We start from the raw sequence: 26,280 nt of genomic DNA, 5'->3' as shown, positions 1-26,280 counted from the left end.
GTGGCGGCGATGATCCCGCCCGCGCTACCGGAGAGTGCGGTTCCGTGGACGAAGTCCCACAGCAGGAGGCCGATCGGCAGCAGCATCACGACGATGGTGCCGCCGACTATGGGGAAGGGGATGTCACGCTCGGTGATGTCGACGGTAACGCCCTCGCGGCGTGCGCGTGCCGACGCCATGGCGTCGACGATGCCCTTCACGATCGGTGCGATCAGCTTGAGCAGCGTCCAGATGGCGGCGATGGCGATGGCGCCTGCGCCCACGAAACGGACGTCGTCCTTGAACACGGTACTGACGACGTCGGCGACGTCGGAGTTCGCGGCGAACTGCCCCGCGGACTTGATCGGGAGAATGATCCCGTAGGAGATGATCACCCCGACGAACATGGCGATGCCCACGCTCAAGCCCACGAGATGTCCGATACCGATCAGCGAGAGTTGCAGTCCGGCACCGATCATGGTGCCCCCGGAGCCGACCCGGAACGCCGTTGAGACGTCGGTGCTGATCAGTTTGAGATTGCCGAGGAGTGCGAAGATCGCCGACGTGATGCCGCCGATGGTGATGGCGCGCAGACCGATTCGATTGCGTCTGCCCCCTTCGTCGGTGTTGCCGACCTTGAGTACCTCCGCAGCGGCGACACCCTCGGGATAGGGCAGGTCGGATCCCGTGACCAGTGCGCGACGCAGCGGGATGGAGTACATGACGCCGAGGATCCCGCCGACCAGACACACGGCGACGGTGATCCAGTACGGGAAGCCGGTCCAATACCCCACCATCACCAGGCCGGGGATCACGAAGATGATCGCCGACAGTGTGCCGGCAGCCGACGCAATCGTCTGCACGATGTTGTTCTCGACGATCGAGTGGTTGGCGAAACTGCGCAGTACCGCCATCGAGATGACCGCGGCGGGAATGGCCGTTGCGAAGGTGAGGCCGACCTTGAGGCCGAGGTAGACGTTGGCAGCGGTGAACACCAGGGTGATCACGCCACCGAGGATCACTCCGCGGATGGTGAGTTCGCGAAGACCTGTCGGGCGGTCGGGAGCCGTCACTGACATCGAGTTCCTCTCGCTTCGGAGGACACCCTCGTGCCCCGAGCCTCTCGTGATGGATCTCGTCAACTCTAGAGCCGACTACACAAGCGTGTGTGGTGTTGCACGCGCACGGCGAGATGTGGCGGGGGCGCGTTCGTGCCCAGTAGGTGTGTCTGCGTGCAATCCCGCGGCGAGGCGTACGGATTTCACTCAGGCATCACCGTGAGGTGGTAGGGCTGATGGTGGGAGATATCAACGGCGGGGGTCGATCGACCGAAAGGCAGTGTGCATGTACTACAGCAGCGGCAACTACGAGGCGTTCGCCCGGCCACGGAAACCCAAGGGAGTCGACGACAAGACGGCGTGGTTTGTCGGTGCGGGACTTGCCTCGCTGTCCGGGGCGGCATTCCTCATCCGCGACGGGCAGATGAAGGGTGACAAGATCACGGTGTTCGAGCGCCTGAAGTTGCCCGGTGGCGCGCTCGACGGCATCAAGGAACCCAAGAAGGGCTTCGTGATTCGCGGTGGCCGCGAGATGGAGAACCACTTCGAGTGTTTGTGGGACCTCTTCCACTCCATCCCGTCGATCGAGATCGAGGGAGCCAGCGTCCTCGACGAGTTCTACTGGCTCAACAAGGACGACCCCAACTATTCGTTGTGCCGCGCCACCATCAACCGCGGGCAGGACGCGCACACGGAGAACAAGTTCACTCTCAGTGACAAGGCGCAGAAGGACATCGCGCGTGTCTTCCTCGCGACGCGTGAGGAGATGGAAAACAAGCGCATCGACGAAGTCTTCAGCGACGAGTTCTTCGAGAGCAACTTCTGGCTCTACTGGACGACGATGTTCGCGTTCGAGCGCTGGCATTCGGCGCTGGAGATGAAGCTCTACATTCACCGCTTCATCCACCACATCGGTGGTCTGCCCGATTTCAGTGCGTTGAAGTTCACCAAGTACAACCAGTACGAGTCGCTCGTGCTGCCGCTCTACACCTGGCTGCTCGACCAGGGCGTGACATTCCACTTCGACACCGAGGTCACCGACGTCGATTTCGAGATCAGCGGAGATCGTAAGCAGGCCACGAAGATTCACTGGACCGCTGGCAAGGACAGCACGGTGCCGGACAGTGCGGGCAAGGACGGTGTCACCGAGCTGGGTGAGAACGACCTGCTGTTCATGACCATCGGGTCGCTGACCGAGAACTCCGACAACGGCGATCACGAGACGCCTGCGAAGCTCAACACCGGACCGGCGCCTGCCTGGGATCTGTGGCGGCGCATCGCGGTGAAGGACCCGTCGTTCGGACATCCCGACGTCTTCGGCGGCAACATCGACAAGACCAAGTGGGAGTCATGCACGGTGACCACGCTCGACCCGCGCATCCCGTCGTACATCCAGAAGATCACCAAGCGTGATCCGTTCTCGGGGCGCGTGGTGACCGGTGGCATCGTCACGGCCAAGGACTCCAACTGGCTGATGAGTTGGACGGTCAACCGGCAGCCGCACTTCAAGCAGCAGCCGTCCGACCAGATCGTGGTGTGGGTGTATGCACTGCTCGTCGACACCCCCGGCAACTACGTGAAGAAGGGCATGTCGGAGTGCACGGGTGAGGAGATCACGCAGGAGTGGCTGTACCACCTCGGAGTGCCGGAGGAACAGATCCCCGAGATGGCTGCGACCGGCGCGAAGGCGGTTCCGGTGATGATGCCGTACGTCACGTCGTTCTTCATGCCGCGGCAGGCGGGTGATCGTCCCGACGTCGTACCGAAGGGATCGGTGAACTTCGCGTTCATCGGACAGTTCGCGGAATCCAGCCGCGATTGCATCTTCACCACCGAGTACTCGGTGCGTACGCCGATGGAGGCCGCCTACACCTTGCTCGGCATCGAGCGCGCGGTGCCCGAGGTGTTCAACTCGACCTACGACGTTCGCAGCATGGTGGCGGCGACGAGTCGTCTCCGCGACGGCAAGATCGCCGACCTTCCCGGCCCCAGCAAGATCCGCGAAGCCATTCTCGGCAAGCTCGAGGGCAACGAGATCGGCCAGCTCCTCGCCGAGTACGAGTTGATTCCCGCGGCCGGCTCGAAGCGGACCATCCGCAACGATGCGATCGACCTGAACGGATCCATCGGTGATCACGCGCCTGCCGAGGCGCCCACGGGCAAGCATCCGGGGAGCAAGGAACTCGACTGAGCAGGTCGTCTGCCTCTGTGTGAGCGGCGGACGTGTCGGCGGTCGTAGTGTCGGGTCATGGCCCGAAACATTGCGACCGCCGACGCCGTCGATCACAGCGCACTCCTCGAGTTCCTCCGCCCCCGACACCGCATGTTGCTGGCGACCCAGCGACGTAACGGCTCACCTCAGCTCTCCCCGGTGACCGGTGGGGTCGACGACGAGGGACGGATAGTCATCGCGACGTACCCCGGGCGGGCGAAGACGTCGAATGCCAAGCGGCACCCCGACGTCAGTGTCTGCGTCGTCTCCGATGAATGGAACGGCCCGTGGGTGCAGGTCAACGGCACCGCCGAGGTGTTCGACATGCCTGAGGCAGAAAACGTCCTCGTCGACTACTTCCGCTCGATCTCCGGTGAGCACCCCGACTGGGAGGAGTACCGCGCCGCGATGCGGGTGCAGAAGAAGTCGCTGATCCGCATCACGCCGACGTCGTGGGGCCCGGTTGCCACCGGCGGCTTCCCTGCCGACATCGCTGCGGAGCTCGACGCTCAGGACTGACTGTGTCCTAGTTCGTCACCTTGCTCCGGCCGAACTCGGCGACCAGGGCAGCGTCGAAGACCGCGAGGTCGTCGGGCTTGCGGCTCGTGATGAGGGTGTTGGGGCCGTCGCGGTCGACGACCAACTCCTCGTCGACCCAGGTGGCGCCCGCGTTGCGGATGTCGGTCTGCAGGCTCGGCCACGAGGTGAGCGTGCGACCGCGTACGACGTCGGCTTCGACGAGCGTCCACGGGGCGTGGCAGATCGCCGCGACGGGCTTGCCCGCGTCGAAGAAACCCTTCGCGAAGGCCACCGCCGATGCGTCGGTGCGCAGGAAGTCCGGGTTGGCGACGCCGCCGGGCAACACGAGCGCGTCGAAGTCGGCTGCGCTGACCGAATCGGTTGTCGCGTCGACGCTGAACTTGTCGGCGGCGTCGAGGTGGTTGAATGCTTGCACCTCGCCGTCGCTGGTGGATACGAGTTTCGGTGTGCCGCCGGTCTCTTCGACGGCGCGCCACGGTTCGGTCAACTCGACCTGCTCGATTCCTTCCGGTGCAACCAGGAAGGCCACGGTGATTCCGTTGAGTTCGTCTGCCATGTGACACGGCTCCTCTCGTTTCGGTCCCCGCTTTCGACGGTACGCGCCGAGCGCGCGACGTCACGTGTCACGCGGACGTACGGTGGGCACATGGCACTGACGTCAGACGTTGCGGTGATCGGCGCTGGAATCATCGGGCTCTCCACCGCGTATCAACTCGCGCAGCAGGGATCGACCGTCACGGTGTACGAGACGGGCACACCGGGTTTCGGGCAGTCGGCGGGCCAGTCACGCATCTTCAGACATGCGCACGACGATCCGCGGATGGTCGAACTGGCCGTCCGTGCTCGCGCGCACTGGCGGCGATGGGAGGACGAGTTGGGGGCGCCGCTCGTCTCCGGTGACGGAGGTCTCGCGCTCGGCGACACCGCGGTGCGCAGACTTCCTGCAATGCAACAGTATTCGGAGATCGGTGCCCGCGAGATCGACTCCGGAGAACTGCGTACACTGCTGCCGCAGTTGGCCGACTACGACGGCCCTGCGGTGTTCGATCCCACCGCAGGCTCCATCCACACCCGCACCGCCATCGAGTTGCTTTCGGCTGCGCTGGGTGACCGGATCGTTCGTGAACAGGCCATTTCGGTGCGCATCGTCGACGACAGCGTGCAGGTGCGGTGTCCCACGCTTGTCGGCGATCACGGTGCGGCCGTGGTGTGTGCCGGTAGAGGCACGGCGGCGTTGGCCCGCTCGGTCGGCATCGAGATCCCGGTGCAACTCGGCGCACACGTGCGAGTGTCGTTCGCGGTGCGCGACACCAGTATCGGCCGTCTGCCGACGTTGCAGGACGGCAGCGGGGAGTTCGGCTTCAGTGGAATTTACGCGGCCGCATACCCGGATCGTTCGGCTTATGGTCTGGGACTCTCGGATACGGTCGATGCTGACCCTGACGGGACGATCGTCGACGGTGATACGCTCGCCCGCTACGCGCATGACGCTGGCGCGTACGTCTCCCGCGCGCTGCCGGGACTCGATCCGACGCCGACCGGAATCGTCCACTGCTGGGTGACCACTCTGCCGTGGGGCGACGACGGTGTCGCCATCTGGCAGAACGGACCGGTACTGGCAGTCGCCGGACACAACCTGTTCAAGCACGCACCGACGATTGGCGAAACGCTCGCGTTGTCGGTCGACGTCGGTTCGGTTCCGGACCCGTTCACTCCGGCCAGTCGGCTGGGATCGGCCGCGGACTGAGTTCAGGCGAACTCAGAAGGGCGGGGGATTTTCCGAGTTCCACTTCTCGACGACGCGCATGACCTGTGCGCGACGGGTGTCGTGGATGGAATCGATTGCGCGGCGCGCAGGGTGACCTGGGGGTTTGTCGGGGATGAGTCCTCGGAACAGGTCGAGTCCACTGAACGAGTTGCCGACGAAGGTGTGGCCGGTCGGCGAGACGAAGAGCGCGGTCTTGAGATCGGGCCGATAGTCGCGCCAACGGCCGAAGGTTTTGATGCGGTGGTGAAATCTGCAGACAGGCTTCAGATTTCGCCGTGTTGTCGCCCCACCGTCATGCGGGTTCCGGTGATTGAATGGTTCGCCGTGGTCGACATCGGCGGTCCACACCGGGTTGGTGCAGCCGGGGAACGTGCAGCACAATTCGCCCGACCGAACCAGCGCCAGGAGTTTCTTGCTGGGGACATAGCGCAGCGCGGCACGCGCGGCCGCCTCGTGGTCGGGGCTGCCGGGGTCGACGTCACCTGCGCTGCTGTCGAGATGATCGAAATGAGCGTCTGTCGCGAGTTCGCGGACCGTGTCGGCGTCGATGATCCCGTATCCGTCGAGGTAGCCGGGTGTGTCATCGTCGCCGTCGAGGGTGGACTGGTTAGCCACCACGTGGATGATCGCTCGAGAGCCACCGGGCAGCGGTGCCGGTGCCGCCGTGGTGCCGTCGGGGCCCGTGGGTTCTGGCCGAAAGGCTTCGCGGTCGCCCTCCTCGCGCCCCACACACGCCTCGCATCGGCAGTCGAGGGTGGTCTGCCCATCGGCGAACGCGGTGAGGGCGTCGGCTCGACGCTGCGCGCGGGTGCGCGGGTCGGCGTCGTGAACGCTGCCGGCGAGCATGTTCAGCCGCTGGTTGATCAGCGCGCCGGACGCCGCGGGGACGGTTCCGGTCAATCGTGACTGACCGGGAGTGAACCTGTCCGGTCGGACCTCAACATTGCGGTCGGCATCGACGCGGGCGCGGCGACGTTTGACGGCCTCTACATCGACCCGGGCGACAATTGAGTCGACGAGAGTAGCGAATCGCGTCGTCGACATGTGGTCGCGTGCGGAGAGTGCTGCCGCGAGTAGCGCGTCGACTTCGTCGATCGTCTCCGGACCGCAGAGGCTGGTGCGTGCGACGGCGATGTGGAAGCGCTGCAGATCGATTCGACCGGATGCGAGCAACGACGACGTGTACGGGAGCCGATAGCGCAGTGCATGAGCGTCGATGATCAGCTCACGCGCCCGGCCGGGCGGCACCGTCAGCACAGCGCCGACGTCGGCGATGGTGCGTTCGAGTCCGGTGGGTCCGTACTGTGCGCGTGGATTCTCTCCGGCCCGTCCGCGAAGCGTGAACTCGTCCAAAGCGTCTGCTGACCCTGCTTCACCGCTGGTGAGCTCGCCGAGCTCGGCGCCGTAGTCCTCCTCGTGCTCTTCGTGGATGAGACTGATGGCCTGCAGCATTCGAAACTGTGCGGTGGACACGGTCGATGCACAATGCGCGATGACCTCGACGAGGTCGGTCTTCGACAGCGCTTCGTCCTCGGCGACACGTGCGAGCACCGGCGGCGAGACGGGTGCACCCGCCGCGTCGCCGACCGGGCGAGAGTGGTTCTCTAAGGACATATCTCGAACATACAGGCGAGGTCTGACAGTTCTGATCCGTCCATCGGTCCGACAGGGTCGTGGTGTGGACAACACCGATCCGCCTTGTGGACAACGACGTTCGCAGCCAAAACGAGTAACCCGATCCCGACGACCGTACGCACTATCTGTCACGGTCTTCGTGCGCCCCGCACTCGACCACACCCCATCACTTCGCGGCGACGTGATCGGCCGACGCCCTGGTCGCTAACCGGGCGGCGTCGAGAAGTGTTGTCCCACCGGCGAGATGGGCGGCGAGAGTCCCCGCGAAGACGTCGCCTGCGCCGGTCGTGTCCACCACGTCGACCTTCGGCACGTCAAGGATGTCGATCGACTCACGAGTGGCCACGACCACGTCGTCGCCACCGCGCGTGATGATCGCGGATCGACTCATGCTCAACAGCGCTCGCGCCAGCTCCGTGGGTTCGGCGTCCTCCGACGCCTCGGCGTAGTACGCCGCCTCGATCTGATTGACGATCAGCGGGTCGGCGCCGGAGAGGATCGACGGGCCGAGGTGCGCTGTGGGGCTGGGATTGAGTAGGAACCGAATCCCATTGGCGTGGCACCACTTCGCAGTCGCTTCGGTGACCTCCCGGGGCGATTCGAGCTGGGTCATCACAACAGTCGGCCGGAGGGCATCGAGTGCCGATACGACGTCGTCGGCGGTCAGCCGGCCGTTGGCCCCGGAGATCACGATGATGCTGTTGTCGCCACTGTCGTCAACCTCGATCACGGCATGTCCGCTGGTATCAGACGCCCTGCGTACATACGTCACGTCGACACCCGCAGCGGCGAGGTCGGAGACCATCCGGTCGCCTGCGGCGTCGGTGCCCGTGGCGCCGACGAGTGCGGTGGTGCACACCGCGGCAGCCGCGCGCGCCTGGTTGGCGCCCTTGCCGCCCGGTCGTTCGGTGAGTGTTCGCCCGAGTACGGTCTCACCAACGGCCGGTCTGCGGGCGAGCGTGACCACCAGGTCGAGATTCAACGTTCCCACGACGGCCACGACGCCTGATTCTGTTGCCTCCACACCGACGAGTATGCCGTCAGCGCCGTCACGTAGATTGCTCTTCGATCATCGGAACGAAGGAGAGCAGATGGCCGCGTCGCGGTGGAAGCGGGTGCAGACACTGGCGCGCCTGTTGGCCGGGCATCAGGTCGCGCCCGACGTCCAGACACCACACGTCGTCCTCTTTGACGACCCGCAGCGCACGCTGCGCCGCTACGGGTCGCACGAACAGCTGCAGGCCGCGCGCGCCTCGGGAAAGCCCCCGATCTTGCTCGTCCCGCCACTGGCGGTGCCCGCACGCTGCTACGACCTCGGACCGGGACAGTCGGCCGTCGAGTACCTGCTCTCGATCGGACGTGTTCCGTACGTCGTCGATTTCGGCGACGTGGGTCAGCAACACAGGCACGTCGGCTTCGAGACCTACTTCGACGACATCGTCCCGCAGGCTCTCGACCGTGTGCTCGTCGATTACGCCCACTCGCAGGCGGACATCGCGGCGTGGAGTCTCGGCGGCACGGTCTCGTTGCTGATGGCGGCTGCGCACCCGGAACTCCCGATACGCTCGATCACCGCAATCGGCACGCCCCTCGACTACGACGCCGTGACGCCCTACCCCCTCGTCAAGCAGGTCATGAAACCTGTCGGCGGGGTACCGGTCACGGCTGCGCTGTCGGTGATGGGCGGTATCCCGGCACCTTTGGTGCGCGTCGCCTACCGTGCGTTGGCCGCCGACCGCGAGCTCAAGAAACCCGCGTACATCATGCGCAACGCCGACGACACCGAAGCGCTCGCCCGCATGCAGGTCATCGATCGCTTCCAGAACTCCATGCCCGGATACGCGGGCAAGGTGTCGATGCAGATGTGGCGCAACTTCGTCTACCGCGACGAATTGGCTTCGGGTGCGGTTGATTTCGACGGCCGCATCGTCGACATCACGACGATCGCGAAACCCGTTCAGCTCTTCGGTAGTCATCGCGACGCGATCGCGAGCTGGCAGTCGACGCACCACGGCGTCGAATTGCTCAGTGGCTCCGCCGATGTCCACTTCATGACCGTGGAGGCGAGTCACCTCGGTCTGATCGCGGGCGACGCCGCAGCCACGCAGACCTGGCCACGTGTCGCGGAGTTCCTGGACGACCTGGACGACAGCAACCAACGATCGGTTTAGTCGCCGGGGCCGGCTGCGGGCGTCCTCTTCGCTGCGAGCCATGCGTGCACCATCGGGACAGCACTCGCGCCTTCCCCGCTGGCCGCGGCGACGCGCTTCATCGACTGCGCTCGGATGTCACCCGCGGCGAAAACCCCTGGCGCGCTGGTCGCGAGGTTCGCGGGCGGCAGCTCACCGTGCCACCGGTCCCTGGGCACGTCACGACCGGTCAATACGAATCCGCGCTCGTCGCGTGCCACGGCGTCGGGCAGCCACTCGCAATGCGGCTCAGCCCCGATGAGCAGGAAGAGCCCACCTGCGCTGACTCGCTCTGTTGCGTGAGAAACGGTGTCGCACAACTCGAGCCATTCGAGTTGTCCGTCACCACCACCGTCGGCGACTTCGGTGGTACCGCGCACGCTGATGCGTGGATGGTAGGCGATCTCGCCGATCAGGTACTGCGACATCGTCTCTGAGAGGTTCGCGCGACGCACGATGATCGTGACCGAGCGTGCGTAGCGTGCGAGGTGAATCGCAGCTTGTCCAGCCGAGTTGCCGCCACCGACGACGAAGATGTCGCGTCCGTCCATCTCCCGAGCTGCCGACAGCGCAGCACCGTAGTTCACGCCCGCGCCGACCAGTTGCTCCAACGACTCGACCCCGAGTCGTCGATAGGCGACACCGCTTGCGACCAGGACGCTCCTGGCCAGCACGTCGCCACCCTCCGTGCGGATCCGGTGCGGGGCATCGTCGATGCCGAGTTCGAGCTTCTCGACCGGCCACCCGGAGTAGAACCGCGCCCCGAACCGGACCGCCTGCGTACGTGCGCGCTGCGCCAGTCGCATACCGGAGATCCCGCGTGGAAAGCCGAGGTAGTTCCGGATCATCGAGCTCGTACCAGCCTGTCCGCCAACGACATCCGACTCCACCACCACCGTCGACAGGCCTTCCGATGCGCCGTACACGGCGGCGGCCAGACCCGCGGGTCCGGCTCCGACGATCGCGAGGTCGACGATCTCGTCCTCGTCGACATCCGACGGCCGACCGAAGATCAAGCCCGAGACGTCGCGCACACCGGCCGGAGCGATGACACGATCATGGAGCTTCGGCGCCATCGAGTGGACGAGCGGGAACGGCGTCGGCTCATCGTGGGAGTCGTACAGCGCGATCGCCGCTCGCCCCTCCGGGCTGTCCGGCGAGTACATGCGGTTGGGCATGCCCATTCGGTCGAGAAGATCCCGGATACCGAGCGTCAGCGCCGACGGCGAGTCGGTGATGATCCGGATCGAGTCGACGACGGGCGTCGCGACCGTCGCGCCCCAATCCGAGAGCATCTCGGTGATCGCGTAGTGGAACTCCTCGTCGCGCGCACCGCGTGGCATGAGTAGAAATGTGTCGAATTTGCCCTTCTGCAGTGCCGGTCGCAGGCTCGCGGAGTGCGCACCGAAGTTCTCCCACGAGATGACCACGACTCGTTTTGCCGTCGGGACGATGCTGCGGAACGTGCCGAGCGCTTCCAACACCGACATGTCCGGCAACTCGGACTCGACGACGATCTGCGCGATCGGAACGCCGTCGCCGACCAGGCTTCCGAGCAGCACGATCGCACCGACCGCCGACTCTGCGCACTCGACGCGGTAGTCGCGGAGGTAGCGGCCGAACTCGCCACGTAACTGGTCGGTGTGGCCGGATGACACGAGGACGATTGCGGGTTGATCACCCATGCAATCCAGTGTGGCAGCAAATCGTGATGGGCGGCGTTTCGGCCGCACACGTTGCACGTCGTCGATTGGTACGCTGACCGGCATGCGTGTGGATCCCACGGTCGGTGTCGCAAGTGTCGGTTTGATCGGCGGGTATGCCACTGCTCGCTACACCGGACAGCGTCCACTCGGCGGGGTCGTGCTCGGCCTCGCGGGCGCGTGGTGCACGCAGCAGTGGCTTCGTAGGGGCCCTGGTCCCGCGGCGGGCCTGCTGGCGGGGTATCTCGCCGCGTTCGGCCTCTCGCACCCGCTGGCCAAGAAGATCGGGGCCTGGCGGTCGGTCTTCGCGGTGACCGGCGCGTTCGGCGCCGCGACCTACGCTGTCACCTCCCGGACATCGGAGAACTGAGATGGCGACCAAGCCCCGTGTGGTGATCGTCGGTGCGGGGTTCGCGGGGGTTCACGCGGCGCGTCGGCTCAAGAAGGAACCCGTCCAGGTGACCGTCGTCGACCGCGGTACAAGTCACCTTTTCCAACCGCTGCTCTACCAGTGCGCGACCGGCGTGCTGTCCGAAGGTGCCATCACCAGCCCCGTGCGTCACCTCCTGCGGCGCCAGCGCAACGTCAACGTTCTGCTCGGCGAGGCCGACGACATCGACGTCTCGGCAAAGGTTCTCACCGTGCTCGGAGCCGACGGCAACCCGATCCGCCTCGACTACGACTATCTCGTCGTAGGGACCGGGATGCGTACGGCCTACCACGGGTGCGACGACGCCATCGAGAACGCGATCGGGATGAAGACCCTCGACGACGCACTCGCGATTCGGCGACAGGTATTGGGGGCCTTCGAGATAGCGGAAGCGCTCGACGACCCGGAGGATCGCCGGGGCTGGCTCACCTTCGCTGTGGCCGGTGCGGGTCCGACCGGCGTCGAAATCGCCGGGCAGATACGCGAACTGGCGACCCTGGCGCTCGGCCGTGAGTTCGACTCGATCGACCCGACCGAAGCACGGGTGCTGTTGTTCCACGGTTCCGACAGGGTGCTGCCCTCGTTCAGTCCGTCACTGTCGCGTCGCGCGCAGCGCACTCTCGACAAGATCGGCGTCGAGACACATCTCGGCGTCCACGTCGTCGACGTCGGTGAGGACACCGTGCAGACCAAGGACAAGAAGTCGGGGGAGCTCACCACCTACGAGGCGCGCACGACCCTGTGGACCGCAGGTGTCGAGGCCGTTCCATTCGCTCGAACGCTCGCCAAGGCGCTCGGCGTGCAGCAGGACCACGGCGGTCGTATCCCCGTCCGCGACGACCTCTCGGTGGAAGGACATCCCGAGGTGTTCATCGCTGGCGACACCTCGTCGCTGCGCGACCTGCCCGGCGTCGCAGAGGTGGCGATGCAGGGTGGCCGCCACGTCGGGGCGGTGATCGCAGATCTCGTTGCAGGACAAACGGAACGCAAGCCGTTCAAGTACCACGATCTCGGCAACGCCGCCTACATCGCGCGGCGGAATGCGATCGTGCAGAGCGGACGACTGGAACTGTCGGGAACCCTCGGCTGGCTCGCGTGGGGAGTGATCCACGTGGCGTTCCTCGCCGGTGTGCGCAATCGTATGGGAGCTGTGGTGACATGGTCGGCCACACTGATCACCGGTACGCGTGGCGAGCGGGCCATCACCTACGGCGATCCGAGGAGAGCGCACCAGCCCTACCCCGATGAGTGACATGTTCGTCATCGGTATCGTCGCGGCCTGTCTCGCCGCGGTGGCATACGGGCTCTCGACCGTGCTGCGCGCCATGGGTGCACAGGACGCTGCCCGAGCATCCGGCAACAGCGGATCAGCGGGCGGTGCGCTCGCGGCCTTCGCCAATCCGACGTTCCTGCTCGGCACGCTCACCGTCATGCTCGGTTTCATCGGAGGCGCAGTGGCTGCGCGATTCCTGCCGTTGTTCCTCGCGCAGTCGATCGTCGCGGGCAACCTCATCGTGACAGCCCTCCTGGGCACCGTCATGCTGCACACGTCGCTGCGCGCGCGGGACTGGGCAGCGATGCTGCTGGTGATGTTCGCGCTCTGCGTGCTCGGGGCGTCGGCGTCCAAACAGGCGACAACGAACGCGGACAGGGGATTTCACTGGGCGCTCTTCCTCATCACGACGGCGGTGGCGGTTCTCGGGGTCGCCGTCATGCGCGCGCTCGGCACCCGCGGAGCCATCTTCGGTGGCGCCCTCGCAGGCATCATGTACGGGGCGCTCGCCGTCGCAGTGCGTGTGCTCGACGGCGTCAGCCCGTTCGACCTCGTCACGTTGCTGACTGACCCCGCGGCCTGGACCATCGCGATCGCCGGTGCGATCGCGTTCTATGTGCAGACCCTCGCGCTACAACTCGGCCCGGTCAACGCGGTGACGGCGGTGCTCGTCGTCGGCGAGACCGGACTGCCCGCCATCGTGGGTGTGGTGTTCCTCGGCGACAGAGCGGTCGACGGACTGCAGTGGCTCGCCGTCGTCGGCTTCGTGTGCGCGATCGTCGGAGCGTCGCTCGTGGCGTGGCTGACCAACGACGCGGGCAACGCGAATGCCGCCGACGGGCAAACCCCGCACACCGGGCATCCCTACACTGGACCGGCATGAGCACTGACGATGTGGCCGCCGAGATTCTGAGTACCTTCGACACGATCACGGTGGTCGGCGCGAGCGCGAACCCCGCGAAGCCCTCGAATGAGGTCCCGGCCATCATGAAGGCGTTGGGCTGGCGCATCATTCCCGTCAACCCGACCGCGACGACCATCGTCGACGAGACCGTCTACCCGAGCATCGCCGACGTGCCCGAGCAGGTCGGATTCGTCGACGTCTTCCGTCCGTCTGCCGACTGCCCGGAGATCGCCCGCCAGGCCGTCGCTGCGGGCGCCAGGGCACTCTGGCTGCAGTTGGGCATCACCTCGCCGGAAGCCCGCGCGATCGCCGAGGATGCGGGCCTGCTCTACGTCGAGGATCGCTGCCTCAAGATCGAGCAACGACGCACCGGGATCATCCCGAAGCGATGAGCCACGGTCCGGCGGGACTGCCACTTGCGTTGTTGTTCGTCGCGTTCCTGCTGACGTTCGTCATCACCCGCACGATCACGCGACTCATCCGCGCGGGCAAGGGCCCGTTTCGCAACAACGTCTCCGGCGGGGTGCACATCCATCACGCGGTCCCCGGCATCATCCTGCTGATCATCGGGGCGGTCACCTCCGTTGCGGCCGACGGCTCGTCACCCGCGGGTGAGATCGCGGCAATCCTGATCGGCATCGGGGCGTCGTTGGTGCTCGACGAGTTCGCGCTGATCCTGCACATGCAGGACGTCTACTGGTCCGCGGAGGGACAACTCTCGGTACAGGTGGTGTCGTTGACGGTTGCGGCGCTGGGACTCCTCGCGCTGGGATTGACTCCGCTCACCTCCGACGAGGGGGGTACGCGGATCGGCTTCGGACACGTCGCATTGCTCGCGATCCTCGTCGTCCACGTCTGGGCGTTGCTGATCTGCGTGGCGAAAGGCAAGTACTCGACCGCCGTGATCGGCGCCTACATCGCGCCCATCGCGTGGATCGGTGCTGTTCGCCTCGCACGGCCGGGATCGCGCTGGGCGCGCCGACACTACTCGAGCGACAAACAGCACCATGCCGAATACCGGGCCGCGCACTTCGACGCCCGATTCGGCAGATACGGTCTCGAACTCGCCGACCTGGTTGCCGGTAAACCGTCGAAACCCGACCCCGGTGGGGCCGCGGCCGCAGGCTGAGACAGCCGACCGACCAATCGATCGCGAACGATTGAATATGACACACTGGATGGGTGACGTCGCAGGACACAGACATCAATCCGCTACTCCTCGAGCGGCAGGTCTGTTTCGCGTTGGCTGTCGCCAATCGATCCGTGCTCCGTATCTATCGCAGACTCCTCGAGCCCCTCGGGCTCACCCATCCGCAGTATCTGGTGATGCTCGCGCTCTGGGAATCCGAGCCGATGGCGGTCAAGGACATCGGCGCCGCGCTGCAACTCGACTCCGCGACACTTTCTCCTCTGCTCAAAAGACTCGAGACCGCCGAGCTGATCGTGCGGTGTCGACGTGGAGACGATGAGCGCAACGTCGACGTCGCACTCACCGAGGCGGGGCGCGCCCTTCGGGAGAAGGCGCTGACGATTCCGGGCTCGGTCGTCGACGCACTGGGCGTCGAGGTGACCGATCTCGAGGAGCTACATCGTGCACTCACGCGCGTCAACTCTGCCGCGGTGGCGGCGGTCGGCGGACACAGCGCGAAGGGATAGCTTCCGGGGTCCGATTGTGCCAGGTAGATAATGGTGTGATGGGCCTTCCGATCATCGACCTCTCGACGGCAGCCTCCGATCCCGTCGAGTTCGAATCAGCACTTCTCGACGCGACACACCGGGTCGGCTTCTTCTACCTCGTCGGACACGGTGTGCCGCAGCAACAGATCGACGAGATCCTGGTCCTGGCACGACGGTTCTTCGCACTGCCGGCCGCTGCGAAGGACGAGATAAGCCAGCTGAAGAGTCCACAGTTCCGCGGTTACTCGCGACTCGGTGGCGAATTCACCAACTCCGAGATCGACTGGCGAGAGCAGATCGACATCGGACCCGAACGCGAGGTCATCGACGACGCCGAGGGCTATTGGAATCTGCAGGGTCCGAACCTGTGGCCATCGGCGCTGCCCGAACTGCGACCCGCATTCGAGAAGTGGGACGCGGCGCTGTCGGAGGTCGGACTGCGACTGTTGCGGCACTGGGCGCATGCCCTCACCGGTGCGCGCGACATCTTCGACGACGCGTTTGCCGCGGCGCCTGCCACCCTGATCAAGGTCGTGCGCTACCCCGGCACCGACACGACCGCGCAAGGTGTTGGTGCACACAAGGATTCGGGAGTGCTGACGCTCCTCCTCGTCGAGCCCGGTTCCGCAGGGCTGCAGGTGGAATCGGGACCGGACGAGTGGATCGATGCCCCGCCGCTCGACGGAGCGTTCATCGTGAACATCGGCGAGTTGCTCGAGGTGGCGACGGGCGGATTCCTCCGGGCCACACGGCACCGAGTCCTTGCGCCTGCACCGGGAACCGACAGGATCTCGATCCCCTACTTCCTCAACCCCGCACTCGACGCCACGGTCCCGACACTCGCGTTGCCGCCGGACCTCGCGCAGCTCGCGCGCGGCGTCGCAGACGATCCCGCCAACCCGCTGTACTCGACATACGGCGAGAACGCCTGGAAGTCGAGGACCCGCGCGCACCCCGACGTCGCCGCGCGGCATCACGGTATCGGTGTCGAGAGCGCAGGCCCGGGCTCCGCGTACTGACCTCGCGGTGCCCCGACGCCGGGTGCCACACTGGCAGCCGAAGGTGCCTGAGCGGAACCGTCGAGCGGCTACAGTCGAGGTATGTCCGTATCGGGTGAGATGTGGGTGCAGGGAGTGGGTTCATGAGCGCGGTCGCGTGGATAGTCATCATCGTGACCATCGCGGTGGCGCTGATCATTCTGGCGGGAGCCGCGTGGTTCGCGTTCGATTCCGACAAGCGGGTCCGACGCTTCGCCCGCTCCAACGACCTCATTCCCGGACAGCCGAGTCACGCTCCTGACGACTGGACGACGTCGACGTCGCGCGAGGCAAGGATGCATCGCCGAATCCGATATGCCATTGCCGATATCCACCAAAACCCATGGATCGCTGATGATTCCGGACTCGTCGCCGAACGCGATCGGTTGGACGCCGCGGTCTTCGATCTCGACGACAAATTGATCAAGGCGTCGACGTTGCCCGAGGAGGAGCGTGATCGTTCACTCGAGGCGATCGACGCCGCGATCGCCGAGCTCGAGGAGCTTCCCAAGAAGCTGTGGGAGACCCCTGCCGACCAGCAGCGCACCGACATCGACTCGATGATCAGCACCATCGGGAGGGTGTGAGCTGCCTGGCGTGAGCTACGCGGTCATCTCGATCAGCTTGCGCACCGTCCGCAGGTTGCGTCCTGTGCCCTGGACGCCGAGCCCTCGCGCGATCACGGGTGCGGTCAGCTTCGAGGTACCCGCACCCTCGGCGTAGCGGATGTGGAGATCGGAGCCGATGACCTGGCACACGTCGTCGCCGAAGGTTTTGTCCGAGAACGCTTTCAGTCGGTCGTCCGGTGGGGAGTCGACAAGGAAGTAGACATAGGAGAACTTGTCGTCGACGATGTCGAACGGGTGCCTGTCCAGTGCTTCGATCAACTCGGCACGGGAGCGACTGATCACTTCGCGGAAGAACCCGTAGCGCTGCTCGATCGCTGCTTCGAGTGCGCGGTCGAAATGGTGCGACGACGCCGGTGGCGTACAGATCAGGTTGCCCGAAGCGATGTACGTCGCCACGTCGGTGGCTCCGAGATCACGTGCGATGGAGCGCAACTCCTTCATCGGGACCTGCGCACCACCGACGTTGATGGCTCTGATCATCACTGCTCGGCGTGTCATCTCTTCAGTCTCGCACCGACTTTGACGCTCAGGTAAGCATCTTTGGTCCCGACTGAGCGGGTTCGAGTCGGGTCAGATGACCACGGGTCGTTCCGGAGGTTGCGGTGACGGCGGGGCCGGGCCGGGATCGGGGGCGGGCGGGGTCGGCGCAGGTCCCGGGAACGGGTCCGGCGTCGGATTCGGGAACGGATCCGGCGAGGGATCCGGGCCCGGCCCCGGCATCGGTTCGGGCTCAGGCACCGGAATCGGCGGTTCGGGTGGCGGCTCGGGAATCGGCTCGGGCGCAGGTGTCGGCGTCGGCGGTGTGGGCGGAGGTGTCACGGGCTGGCTCATGCTGCGATCCTTCCGCGGACCCGTGGGGAGTGGGCCCACTGTCTCTCGACGGTACGCGCTCGACGCTCACATGCGTGGAGCCCGGCTGCGCGCCGACGCGTCAGAGCGCAGCCGGCGGCGGCCCGACGTAGCGCGCGGCGGGGCGGATGAGCTTGCGGCTCTTGGCTTGCTCCAGAATGTTGGCGCACCAGCCGACCGTCCGGCTCACGGCGAAGGTCGGGGTGAACATCGAACGTGGGATGCCGCAGGCGTCCATCACCACACCCGCGTAGAACTCGACATTGGCATACCGGGGGTGGTCGGGATGTGCCTCGCGCAGCGCGTCGACGATGGCCTGCTCGGCGCCGATCGCTGCGTCGACAGTCGGTCCGCCGAGGCCCTGCGCGACCTCGCGCAACAGCAACGATCGGGGATCCTCGGTGCGGTAGACGGCGTGCCCGAACCCCATGATCCGACGACGCTGAGCCACCTGCTCACGGGCCCACTCGAGGGCATCGCCGTGCGCGACGATCTCGTCGAGGGAATCAAGCGCACGGTCGGGGGCGCCGCCGTGCAGCGGACCGGAGAATGCGCCGAGTGCTCCGCACAGCGCTGCGTGGACGTCGGCACCGGTGGACGCGATCACTCGCGCAGCGAAGGTCGAGGCGTTGAACCCGTGGTCCATCGTCAGGATCAGGTACTGCTCGACGGCCCGCGCGTGCGCGGCCGACGGTACCTCCCCGGTGATCATGAAGAGCCAGTTCGCGGCGACGCCGAGGTCGGCGCGTGGGGTAACCGGGGACTCGCCGGATCGCACGCGGTACAGCGCGGCGAGCAGCGTGGGGGTGAGCGCCGTCGCGCGCAACGTATCGGCGCGACGCGTCTCGTCGTCGGAATCCCACAGTGGCGCAACGCCCAATGCGGGCCCGAGTGCAGACATGACGGTACGCAGACCGATCAGCAGTTGCCGCTCGCCGCCGAGTACCGCCGACGTCTCGAGGATGCCCACGACCTCGTCCGGGATCGCCTGTAGTTGCCGGGTCCGGGCGACGAAGCGGTCGAGTTCGGCCCGGTCGGGGAGATGCCCGTGCACGAACAGGAACCACACCTCTTCGAAGGTGTGGGCCCGCGCGAGCTCGACGGCGGAGTACTCCCGGTAGTGGTAGAAACCCTCGTCACCCCGGACATCACCGATCTCGGTGTCGGCGACGACGACGTTCGCGAGGCCGGGCGGCGCGATCAACACAGCAGTCATGGCTGCAACGATCACCCCTTGATTGACCCTCGTCAATGTTGATTCAATCAATATGTGGAGCGCATCCATCGCCGCCGGTGGCCGACGCCGATCCAGCACGACGGCCGCGACTATCTGACCACCGAGCAGGTCGCAAAAGTGTTGGGAGTCAAGGTGTCCACCGTGTATGCCTATGTCAGTCGCGGTCGATTGCAGAGTGCACGTATCGACGGCGTCGCGGGAAGCGTCTTCGGGGTGGACGAGATCGAGAAGCTGCTCTCGACCGGCCGCGCGCGACCACCGGCGGGCGTCGTCGAACGGATCCGGACTCAACTCACGTACCTGCACGACGACCGCCTGTACTACCGCGGTCGTGACGTCGCCGAGCTCGCGCGCACCACGTCGTTCGAACGGGTCGCAGAACTGCTGTGGGAGCAGCCCTGGCGCACGGCATCACGCTCGCCGGAACCTGCCGACATCAAAGCACGTGTCGACGCCGCGCTGCCGCGGACGGCCCGGGGCGTCGACCGCATCCGGCTGACCGTCGACCTGCTCGGCGCACTTGACCCGCTCCGCCACCGGATCGACGCCGCGACGGTCGCGAGCACGACGTCGTCGATCCTCGAGGTCGTCGTCGGGGCACCCGCCGGGGAGCCCGACGACGTAGGGTTCGCCGAGCGGTTGTGGCCGACACTGACCGACGAACCGCCGACCCGAGAGCGGATCTCACTTCTCGACGCCGCTCTCGTGCTGCTCGCCGACCACGATCTGGCCGCCGGTACGGTCGCGGCGCGCGTGGCGGCGAGTGCGCGAGGCAGCATCTACGCCGTCATCGGCGCGGGGCTGGGCGCGTTCGACGGGCCGATGCACGGCGGCGCGACCACCCTCGCGCACCGGTTTCTCGCAGAGGCGCTCGACGACCCGAACACGGCGATCGCCGAACACCTACGCGCCGACGACACCGTGCCAGGTACGGGTCACGTGGTGTACCGGCACCGTGACCCCCGCGCCGCGACTCTGCTGGAGTTGATGTGCGAGCGTGACGCGCGCGATCCGGATGACGCCGCCGACGCGCGGGTGATGCCCGCCGTCGCCGCGTTGATCGAAGCGGTCGAACCCGGCACGTTTCTCAACTCCGACCTTGCACTGGCCGCCCTCGCACTGCGGTATCGCATGCGCCGAGACGCCGCAGAGACGATCTTCGCGCTTGCACGCATCGTCGGCTGGACCGCGCACGCACTCGAGGAATACGGCGAGAAACGGTTGAGGTTCCGGCCGGAGGGCGTCTACAGCGGCGTACGACCGACGAGCGGGTGACCGTGGGTCGCTCGATCAGCGGGGCAGGACGGCGACGGCGAAGGTGCGGCGGTAGGGCAGCACGGTGCCCCACTCGCGGGCGGGGTAGGCCGCGCGCAGACGACGCTTGAGCTCCTGACCGAATTCGTCGCGCAATTCATCGGGCAGGGCTTCGAGGAAGGGGCGGGCGCCGGTTCCGGAGATCCAGTCGAACACCGGGTCCTCGCCCTTGTCCTTGAGGACGTGCAGGTACGTCGATTCCCAGGCGTTGACCTCGTAGCCGCGCTCGGCGAAGAAATTGAGGTAGAAGTCGGGTGCGAGCCACGGCAACCGCCGGACGTCGCCGCAGTACTTCGCGTACGGCTCCTCCTCGGCGAGTTCGTTGAGGCTGCGGTAGGTGGCGGCACCGGTGTTGTTGGGGACCTGGATGGCGAACGCGCCACCGTCGTTGAGGTGGGGGAGCAGTCGCTCGATCGCGACCTCCTGGTCGGGAACCCACTGGAAAACCGCATTCGACAGGAACAGGTCGACGGGTTCTGGTGGTGTCCACTCGGTGAGGTCGGCGACGTCGTAATTGGCCAGCCCATCCATGTTCTCGCGGATCGCCTCGGCGATCATCTCGGTCGACGCGTCGATACCGAGGACCAGCGCTTCAGGCCATCGCTCGCGGAGATGCTTGGTGTGCTGCCCCGGGCCACACCCGAGGTCGACGATGGTCGACGGATTCGTTGGCACTTCGGCGATCAGATCGAGGAAGGGGCGGGCACGAGCGTCGGAGAATTGTAGGTATCGACTCGGATCCCAAACCGGCATACCTCAACTCTATGCAATTCACACCGATCATGGCAGTGGGTAACCTCAGAGGAGTGTCAGAGACTCTCGTGAACGACGGTGACAGTGCACTGGTGACGCCCACATCGCCCGCGGCGGAGGTCGTCGAGATCTCCACCGACGGCGCGTGCCTCGGCAACCCCGGGCCGGGTGGTTGGGGTGCTGTGCTGCGCTACCGCGGGCACGAGAAGCAGATCTCCGGCGCCGAGGCCGACACCACGAACAACAAGATGGAGCTGACCGCAGCCATCGAGGGGCTCGCCGCCCTCACGAAGCCATCGACAGTCGTGCTCTACACCGATTCGAGCTACGTCCGCAACGGGATCACCAAATGGGTGAGTGGCTGGCAGCGCAACGGATGGAAAACCGCAGACAAGAAACCCGTCAAGAATGCCGACCTGTGGCGCCGCCTGATCGAGGAGGAGAAGGTGCATCAGGTGACCTGGAAATGGGTGAAGGGCCATGCGGGAGACCACTACAACGAGATCGCGGACACGCTGGCGACATCTGCGGCGAAGAAGCTGGCTGGACGTGAGTGATGACTTCGACGCAGACACATGATGATTCGGCTCTTGCCGTTGCCGTCCTTCCCGAGCCGGATCGATACATCACCGACGCGCTCGAGGATGCGGGCGCAACGCTGACCGACCTGGACGACGCACGGGTGCTCGTCTGGCTCGGCGGTGCCGCTGGGTTTCCCGACCTCCCCGACGCCATCGAGTGGGTGGCGCTCAAGACCGCGGGGATCGAAGAGTTCGTGTCCGCGGGCGTTCTCGACGACAAGCGTGTGTGGACCAACGCCTCCGGCTTCTATGCGGAGAACGTCGCCGAGCACGCTCTTGCCCTGCTGCTCGCAGGACTGCGCCAGATCAACACCTCGGTGCGGTGGGGTTGGGACAAGGACCACATCGATCCCGCCGTGCGCACACTGCGTGGCTCCACCGTCGCCATCATCGGCGCGGGCGGTATCGGGCGATCACTGATTCCGCGCCTGAAGGCCTGCGGCGCTTCGGTTCTCGCGGTCAACCACTCGGGCCGCGAGGTCGACGGCGCCGAGCGTACGCTGCCGTCGAAGCGGATGGATGAGGTGTGGTCGGCGTGTGATCACGTGATCCTCGCCGCACCGTCGACGCCGGAGACCCATCACCTGATCAACGGGAAGGTGTTGGCGCAGTTGCCTTCTCATTCCTGGGTGGTCAATGTCGCGCGTGGGCCGCTCGTCGACCAGCAGGCGCTGTACTGGGCGCTGAAGGGGCATGAGATCGCAGGTGCGGCACTCGATGTGACCGATCCCGAACCGCCCGCTCGGAACGATCCGCTGTGGTCGCTCTCGAATGTGATCATCACGCCGCACATCGCCAACCCGGCGTCGGGCCTGACGCGTGAACTCGCACCGTGGATCGCGGAGAACATCCGCAGGTTCCGCGACGGGGACGAGCTCGTGTCGACCGTTGCGGCGGGTCGCGATTACTGAGCGGGACGCACCACCGCCGGGGCGTCGGACACCGATCGTCGTGTGCGGGGTGTCGGGGTGTGGCAAGAGTACGGTCGGCGCGGCACTCGCGGCACGTCTCGACGTTCCGTTCGTCGACGCCGACGACCTGCACCCGCCCGCGAACATCGCCAAGATGGCCGCGGGACATCCACTGACCGACAGCGATCGAATGCCCTGGCTCGACACGGTGGGTGTATGGCTCGAACACCACGAGGGCGGTGTGTGCGCGTGCTCTGCGCTGCGCCGCAGCTACCGGGACCGGTTGCGCGCCTTCGCTTCCGACGTCCGCTTCGTGATGCTATCCGTCGAGCACGACGTCGTCGCCGCCCGTGTACGGGCACGACACGGACACTTCATGCCTGCCACGCTCGTCGATTCGCAGTTCGCCGACCTCGAGCCGCTGGGACCGGACGAGCCGGGGATCACGGTCGACGCGACGATGCCGCTGGAGGCGATCGTCGAAGAGATCGTGGATCGGGTCTTGCGTTAGAGCGCGCTCGAAGGCCTAGCGTTGCTGGCATGAGTACCGATCACCTCATGGGCAAGGCGTTGGCTGCGCTCAACGAACTCGACGGACCGCTGTCGGTCGAGGTCATCCACCGACTTGTCGAGCTCGACGAGATCGATGAGCCGCTGACGGTGGCGCAGGCCGCAGACATGCTCGACGTCTCGGCCCACACGCTGCGCTACTACGAGCGGATAGGACTGGTCACGGTGCCGCGGGACGGCGCGGGCAACCGGGTCTACGACGACGAGACAATGCGCCGCCTTGTGTTCCTCACACGGATGCGACTGTCGGGCATGGCCATTCGAGATCTACAGCACTACGTTGCGTTGGTCGACGAAGGTGACGAGACCGTTCCCGAACGGCTCGAGATGCTCCTCGAGCACCGCGACACGATACGACGGCAGATCGCCGAGCTCACACTCTCCCTCGCAGCAACCGAGTACAAGATCGCCACCTACGGCGGAAGGACACAACCATGACTGCACCCACCGACCCCGTCATCACCGGCCATGCCGCTCGTCGACGAATCGGCTCGCTGGAGGTCTCGCCTCTCGGATTGGGCTGCATGGGGATGAGTTTCGCTTACGGCGAGGCAGACCAGGACGAGGCCACCGCGACGCTGCACCACGCACTCGACGTCGGGGTCAACCTGCTCGACACCGCCGACATCTACGGCAGCGGCGCGAACGAACGACTGCTGTCCACAGTGCTCGCCGATCGGCGCGACGAGATCGTGCTGGCCACCAAGTTCGGCATCGTCGTCGACCCCGAGACGGGTTATCCGACAGGGCGGGTCGACGGATCGCCGGAGTACGTCCGCGCAGCGGTTGACGCGTCGTTGCTGCGGCTGGGCGTCGACGTCATCGATCTCTACTACCTGCATCGAGTCGACCCGACGCGCCCGATCGAGGAGACCGTCGGTGCGATGGCCGAGTTGGTTGCGGCAGGAAAGGTGCGCGAGATCGGACTCAGTGAAGCCAACGCCGACACACTGCGGCGTGCTGCCGCAGTGCATCCGATCGCCGCATTGCAGTCGGAGTGGTCGCTGTTCAGCCGGGATGTCGAGGATTCCGACGTGCCCGCTGCGCGCGAGGTCGGAGCGGCCGTTGTGCCGTACAGTCCGCTCGGTCGCGGGATGCTGACAGGGTCTGCAGCAGCGGTCCGGGTAGGCGCTGACGATTTCCGTTCGACACTACCCCGCTGGCAGGCCGACAACCTCGAGCACAATCTGACACTCGTCGACGAGATCCGCTCAGTGGCAACCGAAGTCGATGCCAGTCCGGGGCAGGTGGCGCTGGCGTGGTTGCTGGCGCAAGGCGACGACGTGGTACCGATTCCCGGCACAAAGCGGGTCAGGTACCTCGACGAGAACCTGGGTGCGCTACAGATCGCACTCTCGGACGATCAACTCCGCCGGTTGTCCGCACTGCGACCCGCGGGTAACCGCTACCCGGACATGGACTGGGTCGCGGGCCGATCGTCGTGAGACGTCGGCTGCGGCGAAAACACTAGAACGTGTTGCAGTTCTGTGGCATCGTCTGCAGGCGTGATCCTGGACAGATTTCGTCTCGACGGTATGGTCGCCGTCATCACCGGTGCCGGACGCGGTCTCGGGGCTGCGACGGCGGTCGCGTTCGCTGAGGCCGGCGCCGACGTGGTGGTGTCGGCGCGCAGTGAGCCCGAACTCGAGAAGGTGGCCGCCGAGGTCGCGGACCGGGGGCGCCGCGCGCACGTCGTCGTCGCCGATCTGTCCGAGTCGTCGGCTGCTGCGTCGCTCGCGCAGACCGCCGTCGACACCTTCGGTCGACTCGACATCGTCGTGAACAACGTCGGCGGCGCCATGCCGCGACCGCTGCTCGACACGTCACCCGAGCAGCTGGCGGACGCATTCGCCTTCAACGTCGCGAACGCACACGCCCTGATCACGGCGTCCGTGCCACACATTCTCGGCACGTCCGGTACGGGCTCGATCATCAACGTGACCTCGGCGATGGGACGCCTGCCGGGCCGTGCGTACGCCGCATACGGGACGGCCAAGGCCGCGCTCGCGCACTACACGCGGCTCGCAGCGATGGACCTGAATCCGCGGATCCGCGTCAATGCGATCGCTCCCGGCGCGATCCTGACCTCGGCACTCGACATCGTCGCGTCCGACACCGGCATGCGCACCGCGATCGAGGAGGCGACACCGATGCGTCGGCTCGGCGAACCCGACGACATCGCCGCCGCGGCCGTCTACCTGGCATCACCTGCGAGTGGATACGTGACCGGCAAAGTCCTCGAGGTCGACGGCGGGATCATCGCACCGAACCTCGATCTCCCCATCCCGGATCTCTGAGAGTGTGCTGATCGGCGAGGGTGAATTGGTGACGCCTCGGTAGAGTTGTGACGTGGATCAGTTCCTGCATTTCGCGGGCGACTACTGGTGGCTGATTTTCCCGGTTGGCGGTGTCGTCGGCGGTTGGTTCGGTTCCCTCGCGCGCTACAACGAGAAGCGGCGTCGGGACAAGATCGAACTGGCGCGTGTGAAGGCGAGCGCGCAAACGGAACAGTTGCGACTCACCCAGGCCGACAAGGCAGCTGTGACCAAGGCGATGGGGAAACACGACGCCATCGACCAGCGCTGGTTCGGCTACGAACTCGATCTGGCCACACTCATCGAATTCCCCATGATGACCGACATGCGGGAACCGATGACACTGGCCTTCCACCGCGCGAAGATCCGTGCGGACGATCTGCGACCGACGTCGGCCGACCAGAAGCTCGACCCGCTCGAGTTCGAACGCTACCGCGACGCCGTCGGCGACTACGCGGCCGCCTTCGACGCCGCCGAACGAGAAGCGCGGCGTCGGAAGCAATCCGACTTCTCGCCCGTCGAGCGCGAGTCACTCGACCGTGCGCGCAAGTTGATCGGCATCGCCGCCGACGCCGCGGCCACACCCGCAGAGCGTCAGGCCGCCTACCGCAAGGCCCGCCAGGAGCTCGATGGTTTGATCGACGTGCCGAACGCCGCGGCTGCGCAGATCGAACAACGCATCGCGGGGGAGTTGGAGCGCTGAGCCGGACGTCGTG

29 protein-coding genes are annotated in these 26,280 nt (G+C 66.0%); 20 read left to right on the top strand and 9 right to left on the bottom strand.

The features are described from left to right. A partial coding sequence (locus GOOTI_RS23470) for an OPT family oligopeptide transporter (RefSeq protein WP_039994630.1) occupies positions 1–1,058 on the bottom strand: 1,058 nt, incomplete at its 3' end. Positions 1,059–1,323: 265 nt separating this feature from the next. Between GOOTI_RS23470 and GOOTI_RS23465 the strand changes: the two genes are divergently transcribed. Further along, on the top strand, positions 1,324–3,228 hold the full coding sequence (locus tag GOOTI_RS23465) for an oleate hydratase (RefSeq protein ID WP_007241094.1): 1,905 nt from the start codon (positions 1,324–1,326) through the stop codon (positions 3,226–3,228). A 57-nt stretch (positions 3,229–3,285) separates the two neighbouring features. Then, positions 3,286–3,768 (top strand): PPOX class F420-dependent oxidoreductase, encoded by a 483-nt coding sequence (locus tag GOOTI_RS23460; protein WP_007241093.1) that lies wholly within the window; start codon positions 3,286–3,288, stop codon positions 3,766–3,768. A 7-nt stretch (positions 3,769–3,775) separates the two neighbouring features. Here GOOTI_RS23460 and GOOTI_RS23455 read toward each other — a convergent pair whose 3' ends face one another. Then, the gene (locus tag GOOTI_RS23455) at positions 3,776–4,345 is read right to left on the bottom strand and encodes a type 1 glutamine amidotransferase domain-containing protein (protein ID WP_007241092.1); all 570 of its coding nucleotides are present in this window, start codon (positions 4,343–4,345) and stop codon (positions 3,776–3,778) included. A gap of 90 nt (positions 4,346–4,435) precedes the next feature. On the opposite strand from GOOTI_RS23455, the gene GOOTI_RS23450 reads away from it, so the two are divergent. Further along, entirely contained in the window at positions 4,436–5,536 is a 1,101-nt protein-coding gene (locus GOOTI_RS23450) for an NAD(P)/FAD-dependent oxidoreductase (protein WP_007241091.1), read from the top strand. A 12-nt stretch (positions 5,537–5,548) separates the two neighbouring features. On the opposite strand, the gene GOOTI_RS23445 is transcribed toward GOOTI_RS23450, so the two are convergent. Then, a complete protein-coding gene (locus tag GOOTI_RS23445; RefSeq protein ID WP_007241090.1) occupies positions 5,549–7,171 on the bottom strand; it encodes an HNH endonuclease signature motif containing protein in 1,623 nt (540 codons plus the stop codon). A gap of 187 nt (positions 7,172–7,358) precedes the next feature. Continuing rightward, complete coding sequence (locus GOOTI_RS23440; RefSeq protein ID WP_007241089.1) at positions 7,359–8,192, bottom strand: ribokinase; 834 nt, start codon at positions 8,190–8,192, stop codon at positions 7,359–7,361. Positions 8,193–8,283: 91 nt separating this feature from the next. Here GOOTI_RS23440 and GOOTI_RS23435 point away from each other — a divergent pair, with 91 nt between their 5' ends. Then, entirely contained in the window at positions 8,284–9,363 is a 1,080-nt protein-coding gene (locus GOOTI_RS23435; protein ID WP_007241088.1) for a polyhydroxyalkanoate synthase family protein, read from the top strand. Here GOOTI_RS23435 and GOOTI_RS23430 read toward each other — a convergent pair. Beyond that, the gene (locus tag GOOTI_RS23430; protein WP_007241087.1) at positions 9,360–11,066 is read right to left on the bottom strand and encodes an NAD(P)/FAD-dependent oxidoreductase; all 1,707 of its coding nucleotides are present in this window, start codon (positions 11,064–11,066) and stop codon (positions 9,360–9,362) included. The genes GOOTI_RS23435 and GOOTI_RS23430 overlap by 4 nt on opposite strands. An 82-nt stretch (positions 11,067–11,148) precedes the next feature. On the opposite strand from GOOTI_RS23430, the gene GOOTI_RS23425 reads away from it, so the two are divergent. The 8 genes from GOOTI_RS23425 (at position 11,149) to GOOTI_RS23390 (ending at position 16,992) form a co-directional block, all read left to right on the top strand. After that, positions 11,149–11,454 carry a hypothetical protein gene (locus tag GOOTI_RS23425; RefSeq protein WP_007241086.1) on the top strand — a complete coding sequence of 102 codons (306 nt, stop codon included), beginning with the start codon at positions 11,149–11,151 and terminating at the stop codon, positions 11,452–11,454. A gap of 1 nt (position 11,455) precedes the next feature. Then, the gene (locus GOOTI_RS23420) at positions 11,456–12,766 is read left to right on the top strand and encodes an NAD(P)/FAD-dependent oxidoreductase (RefSeq protein WP_007241085.1); all 1,311 of its coding nucleotides are present in this window, start codon (positions 11,456–11,458) and stop codon (positions 12,764–12,766) included. Position 12,767: 1 nt separating this feature from the next. Beyond that, complete coding sequence (locus tag GOOTI_RS23415) at positions 12,768–13,670, top strand: DMT family transporter (RefSeq protein WP_007241084.1); 903 nt, start codon at positions 12,768–12,770, stop codon at positions 13,668–13,670. Continuing rightward, positions 13,667–14,083, top strand: a complete 417-nt coding sequence (locus GOOTI_RS23410) for a CoA-binding protein (RefSeq protein ID WP_039994622.1) — start codon at positions 13,667–13,669, stop codon at positions 14,081–14,083. The genes GOOTI_RS23415 and GOOTI_RS23410 overlap by 4 nt, the downstream gene beginning before the upstream one ends. Next, positions 14,080–14,820 (top strand): hypothetical protein, encoded by a 741-nt coding sequence (locus GOOTI_RS23405; RefSeq protein WP_007241082.1) that lies wholly within the window; start codon positions 14,080–14,082, stop codon positions 14,818–14,820. Before GOOTI_RS23410 ends, GOOTI_RS23405 begins: the two co-directional genes overlap by 4 nt. 53 nt (positions 14,821–14,873) lie before the next feature. Then, entirely contained in the window at positions 14,874–15,347 is a 474-nt protein-coding gene (locus GOOTI_RS23400) for a MarR family winged helix-turn-helix transcriptional regulator (RefSeq protein WP_007241081.1), read from the top strand. Positions 15,348–15,385: 38 nt separating this feature from the next. Continuing rightward, complete coding sequence (locus GOOTI_RS23395; RefSeq protein WP_007241080.1) at positions 15,386–16,387, top strand: isopenicillin N synthase family dioxygenase; 1,002 nt, start codon at positions 15,386–15,388, stop codon at positions 16,385–16,387. A gap of 122 nt (positions 16,388–16,509) precedes the next feature. Further along, complete coding sequence (locus tag GOOTI_RS23390) at positions 16,510–16,992, top strand: hypothetical protein (RefSeq protein WP_007241079.1); 483 nt, start codon at positions 16,510–16,512, stop codon at positions 16,990–16,992. 15 nt (positions 16,993–17,007) lie between these two features. Here the strand turns inward: GOOTI_RS23390 and GOOTI_RS23385 are convergent, their stop codons facing one another. The 3 genes from GOOTI_RS23385 to GOOTI_RS23380 all read right to left on the bottom strand — a co-directional run bounded on the left by GOOTI_RS23385 (position 17,008) and on the right by GOOTI_RS23380 (position 19,099). Further along, a complete protein-coding gene (locus GOOTI_RS23385) occupies positions 17,008–17,532 on the bottom strand; it encodes a DUF1697 domain-containing protein (protein ID WP_007241078.1) in 525 nt (174 codons plus the stop codon). A gap of 72 nt (positions 17,533–17,604) precedes the next feature. Further along, the gene (locus tag GOOTI_RS25890; RefSeq protein WP_138985371.1) at positions 17,605–17,865 is read right to left on the bottom strand and encodes a hypothetical protein; all 261 of its coding nucleotides are present in this window, start codon (positions 17,863–17,865) and stop codon (positions 17,605–17,607) included. A gap of 100 nt (positions 17,866–17,965) precedes the next feature. Next, positions 17,966–19,099, bottom strand: coding sequence for a citrate/2-methylcitrate synthase (locus GOOTI_RS23380; protein WP_039994628.1), 1,134 nt, complete (start codon positions 19,097–19,099; stop codon positions 17,966–17,968). A gap of 54 nt (positions 19,100–19,153) precedes the next feature. Between GOOTI_RS23380 and GOOTI_RS23375 the strand changes: the two genes are divergently transcribed. After that, complete coding sequence (locus GOOTI_RS23375) at positions 19,154–20,395, top strand: citrate synthase (RefSeq protein WP_007241076.1); 1,242 nt, start codon at positions 19,154–19,156, stop codon at positions 20,393–20,395. Positions 20,396–20,410: 15 nt separating this feature from the next. On the opposite strand, the gene GOOTI_RS23370 is transcribed toward GOOTI_RS23375, so the two are convergent. Continuing rightward, on the bottom strand, positions 20,411–21,187 hold the full coding sequence (locus tag GOOTI_RS23370; RefSeq protein WP_007241075.1) for a methyltransferase domain-containing protein: 777 nt from the start codon (positions 21,185–21,187) through the stop codon (positions 20,411–20,413). 68 nt (positions 21,188–21,255) lie between these two features. Between GOOTI_RS23370 and rnhA the strand changes: the two genes are divergently transcribed. The 7 genes from rnhA to GOOTI_RS23335 are packed head-to-tail and all read left to right on the top strand — an operon-like array spanning position 21,256 to position 26,267. Continuing rightward, positions 21,256–21,744 (top strand): ribonuclease HI, encoded by a 489-nt coding sequence (gene rnhA, locus GOOTI_RS23365; protein WP_007241074.1) that lies wholly within the window; start codon positions 21,256–21,258, stop codon positions 21,742–21,744. Further along, complete coding sequence (locus tag GOOTI_RS23360; protein ID WP_007241073.1) at positions 21,744–22,679, top strand: D-isomer specific 2-hydroxyacid dehydrogenase family protein; 936 nt, start codon at positions 21,744–21,746, stop codon at positions 22,677–22,679. The genes rnhA and GOOTI_RS23360 overlap by 1 nt, the downstream gene beginning before the upstream one ends. A gap of 40 nt (positions 22,680–22,719) precedes the next feature. After that, positions 22,720–23,190: a gluconokinase gene (locus tag GOOTI_RS23355; RefSeq protein WP_007241072.1), complete on the top strand. Its 471-nt coding sequence runs from the start codon at positions 22,720–22,722 to the stop codon at positions 23,188–23,190. Positions 23,191–23,219: 29 nt separating this feature from the next. Beyond that, positions 23,220–23,687 (top strand): MerR family transcriptional regulator, encoded by a 468-nt coding sequence (locus GOOTI_RS23350; RefSeq protein ID WP_007241071.1) that lies wholly within the window; start codon positions 23,220–23,222, stop codon positions 23,685–23,687. Continuing rightward, entirely contained in the window at positions 23,684–24,694 is a 1,011-nt protein-coding gene (locus tag GOOTI_RS23345) for an aldo/keto reductase (RefSeq protein ID WP_007241070.1), read from the top strand. The genes GOOTI_RS23350 and GOOTI_RS23345 overlap by 4 nt, the downstream gene beginning before the upstream one ends. A 60-nt stretch (positions 24,695–24,754) precedes the next feature. Continuing rightward, complete coding sequence (locus GOOTI_RS23340) at positions 24,755–25,546, top strand: SDR family oxidoreductase (RefSeq protein ID WP_039994621.1); 792 nt, start codon at positions 24,755–24,757, stop codon at positions 25,544–25,546. Positions 25,547–25,598: 52 nt separating this feature from the next. Beyond that, a complete protein-coding gene (locus GOOTI_RS23335) occupies positions 25,599–26,267 on the top strand; it encodes a hypothetical protein (RefSeq protein WP_007241068.1) in 669 nt (222 codons plus the stop codon). Positions 26,268–26,280: the final 13 nt, after the last annotated feature.

The organism is Gordonia otitidis NBRC 100426, assembly GCF_000248075.1.
Classification (GTDB): domain Bacteria; phylum Actinomycetota; class Actinomycetes; order Mycobacteriales; family Mycobacteriaceae; genus Gordonia; species Gordonia otitidis.
Note: the sequence above shows the minus strand (reverse complement) of the source record. Positions and strands in the feature narration are given on the sequence as shown.

Excerpts from the sequence above, each read along its gene's own strand:
- GOOTI_RS25890 (WP_138985371.1), bottom strand. The coding sequence starts at position 17,865 with ATGAGCCAGCCCGTGACACCTCCGCCCACACCGCCGACGCCGACACCT.
- GOOTI_RS23445 (WP_007241090.1), bottom strand. The coding sequence starts at position 7,171 with ATGTCCTTAGAGAACCACTCTCGCCCGGTCGGCGACGCGGCGGGTGCA.
- GOOTI_RS23430 (WP_007241087.1), bottom strand. The coding sequence starts at position 11,066 with ATGGGTGATCAACCCGCAATCGTCCTCGTGTCATCCGGCCACACCGAC.
- GOOTI_RS23360 (WP_007241073.1), top strand. The coding sequence starts at position 21,744 with ATGACTTCGACGCAGACACATGATGATTCGGCTCTTGCCGTTGCCGTC.
- GOOTI_RS23345 (WP_007241070.1), top strand. The coding sequence starts at position 23,684 with ATGACTGCACCCACCGACCCCGTCATCACCGGCCATGCCGCTCGTCGA.
- GOOTI_RS23460 (WP_007241093.1), top strand. The coding sequence starts at position 3,286 with ATGGCCCGAAACATTGCGACCGCCGACGCCGTCGATCACAGCGCACTC.
- GOOTI_RS23385 (WP_007241078.1), bottom strand. The coding sequence starts at position 17,532 with ATGACACGCCGAGCAGTGATGATCAGAGCCATCAACGTCGGTGGTGCG.
- GOOTI_RS23435 (WP_007241088.1), top strand. The coding sequence starts at position 8,284 with ATGGCCGCGTCGCGGTGGAAGCGGGTGCAGACACTGGCGCGCCTGTTG.
- GOOTI_RS23465 (WP_007241094.1), top strand. The coding sequence starts at position 1,324 with ATGTACTACAGCAGCGGCAACTACGAGGCGTTCGCCCGGCCACGGAAA.
- GOOTI_RS23450 (WP_007241091.1), top strand. The coding sequence starts at position 4,436 with ATGGCACTGACGTCAGACGTTGCGGTGATCGGCGCTGGAATCATCGGG.
- GOOTI_RS23350 (WP_007241071.1), top strand. The coding sequence starts at position 23,220 with ATGAGTACCGATCACCTCATGGGCAAGGCGTTGGCTGCGCTCAACGAA.
- GOOTI_RS23420 (WP_007241085.1), top strand. The coding sequence starts at position 11,456 with ATGGCGACCAAGCCCCGTGTGGTGATCGTCGGTGCGGGGTTCGCGGGG.
- GOOTI_RS23405 (WP_007241082.1), top strand. The coding sequence starts at position 14,080 with ATGAGCCACGGTCCGGCGGGACTGCCACTTGCGTTGTTGTTCGTCGCG.
- GOOTI_RS23390 (WP_007241079.1), top strand. The coding sequence starts at position 16,510 with ATGAGCGCGGTCGCGTGGATAGTCATCATCGTGACCATCGCGGTGGCG.
- GOOTI_RS23395 (WP_007241080.1), top strand. The coding sequence starts at position 15,386 with ATGGGCCTTCCGATCATCGACCTCTCGACGGCAGCCTCCGATCCCGTC.
- GOOTI_RS23425 (WP_007241086.1), top strand. The coding sequence starts at position 11,149 with ATGCGTGTGGATCCCACGGTCGGTGTCGCAAGTGTCGGTTTGATCGGC.
- GOOTI_RS23415 (WP_007241084.1), top strand. The coding sequence starts at position 12,768 with ATGTTCGTCATCGGTATCGTCGCGGCCTGTCTCGCCGCGGTGGCATAC.
- GOOTI_RS23410 (WP_039994622.1), top strand. The coding sequence starts at position 13,667 with ATGAGCACTGACGATGTGGCCGCCGAGATTCTGAGTACCTTCGACACG.
- GOOTI_RS23370 (WP_007241075.1), bottom strand. The coding sequence starts at position 21,187 with ATGCCGGTTTGGGATCCGAGTCGATACCTACAATTCTCCGACGCTCGT.
- GOOTI_RS23455 (WP_007241092.1), bottom strand. The coding sequence starts at position 4,345 with ATGGCAGACGAACTCAACGGAATCACCGTGGCCTTCCTGGTTGCACCG.
- GOOTI_RS23380 (WP_039994628.1), bottom strand. The coding sequence starts at position 19,099 with ATGACTGCTGTGTTGATCGCGCCGCCCGGCCTCGCGAACGTCGTCGTC.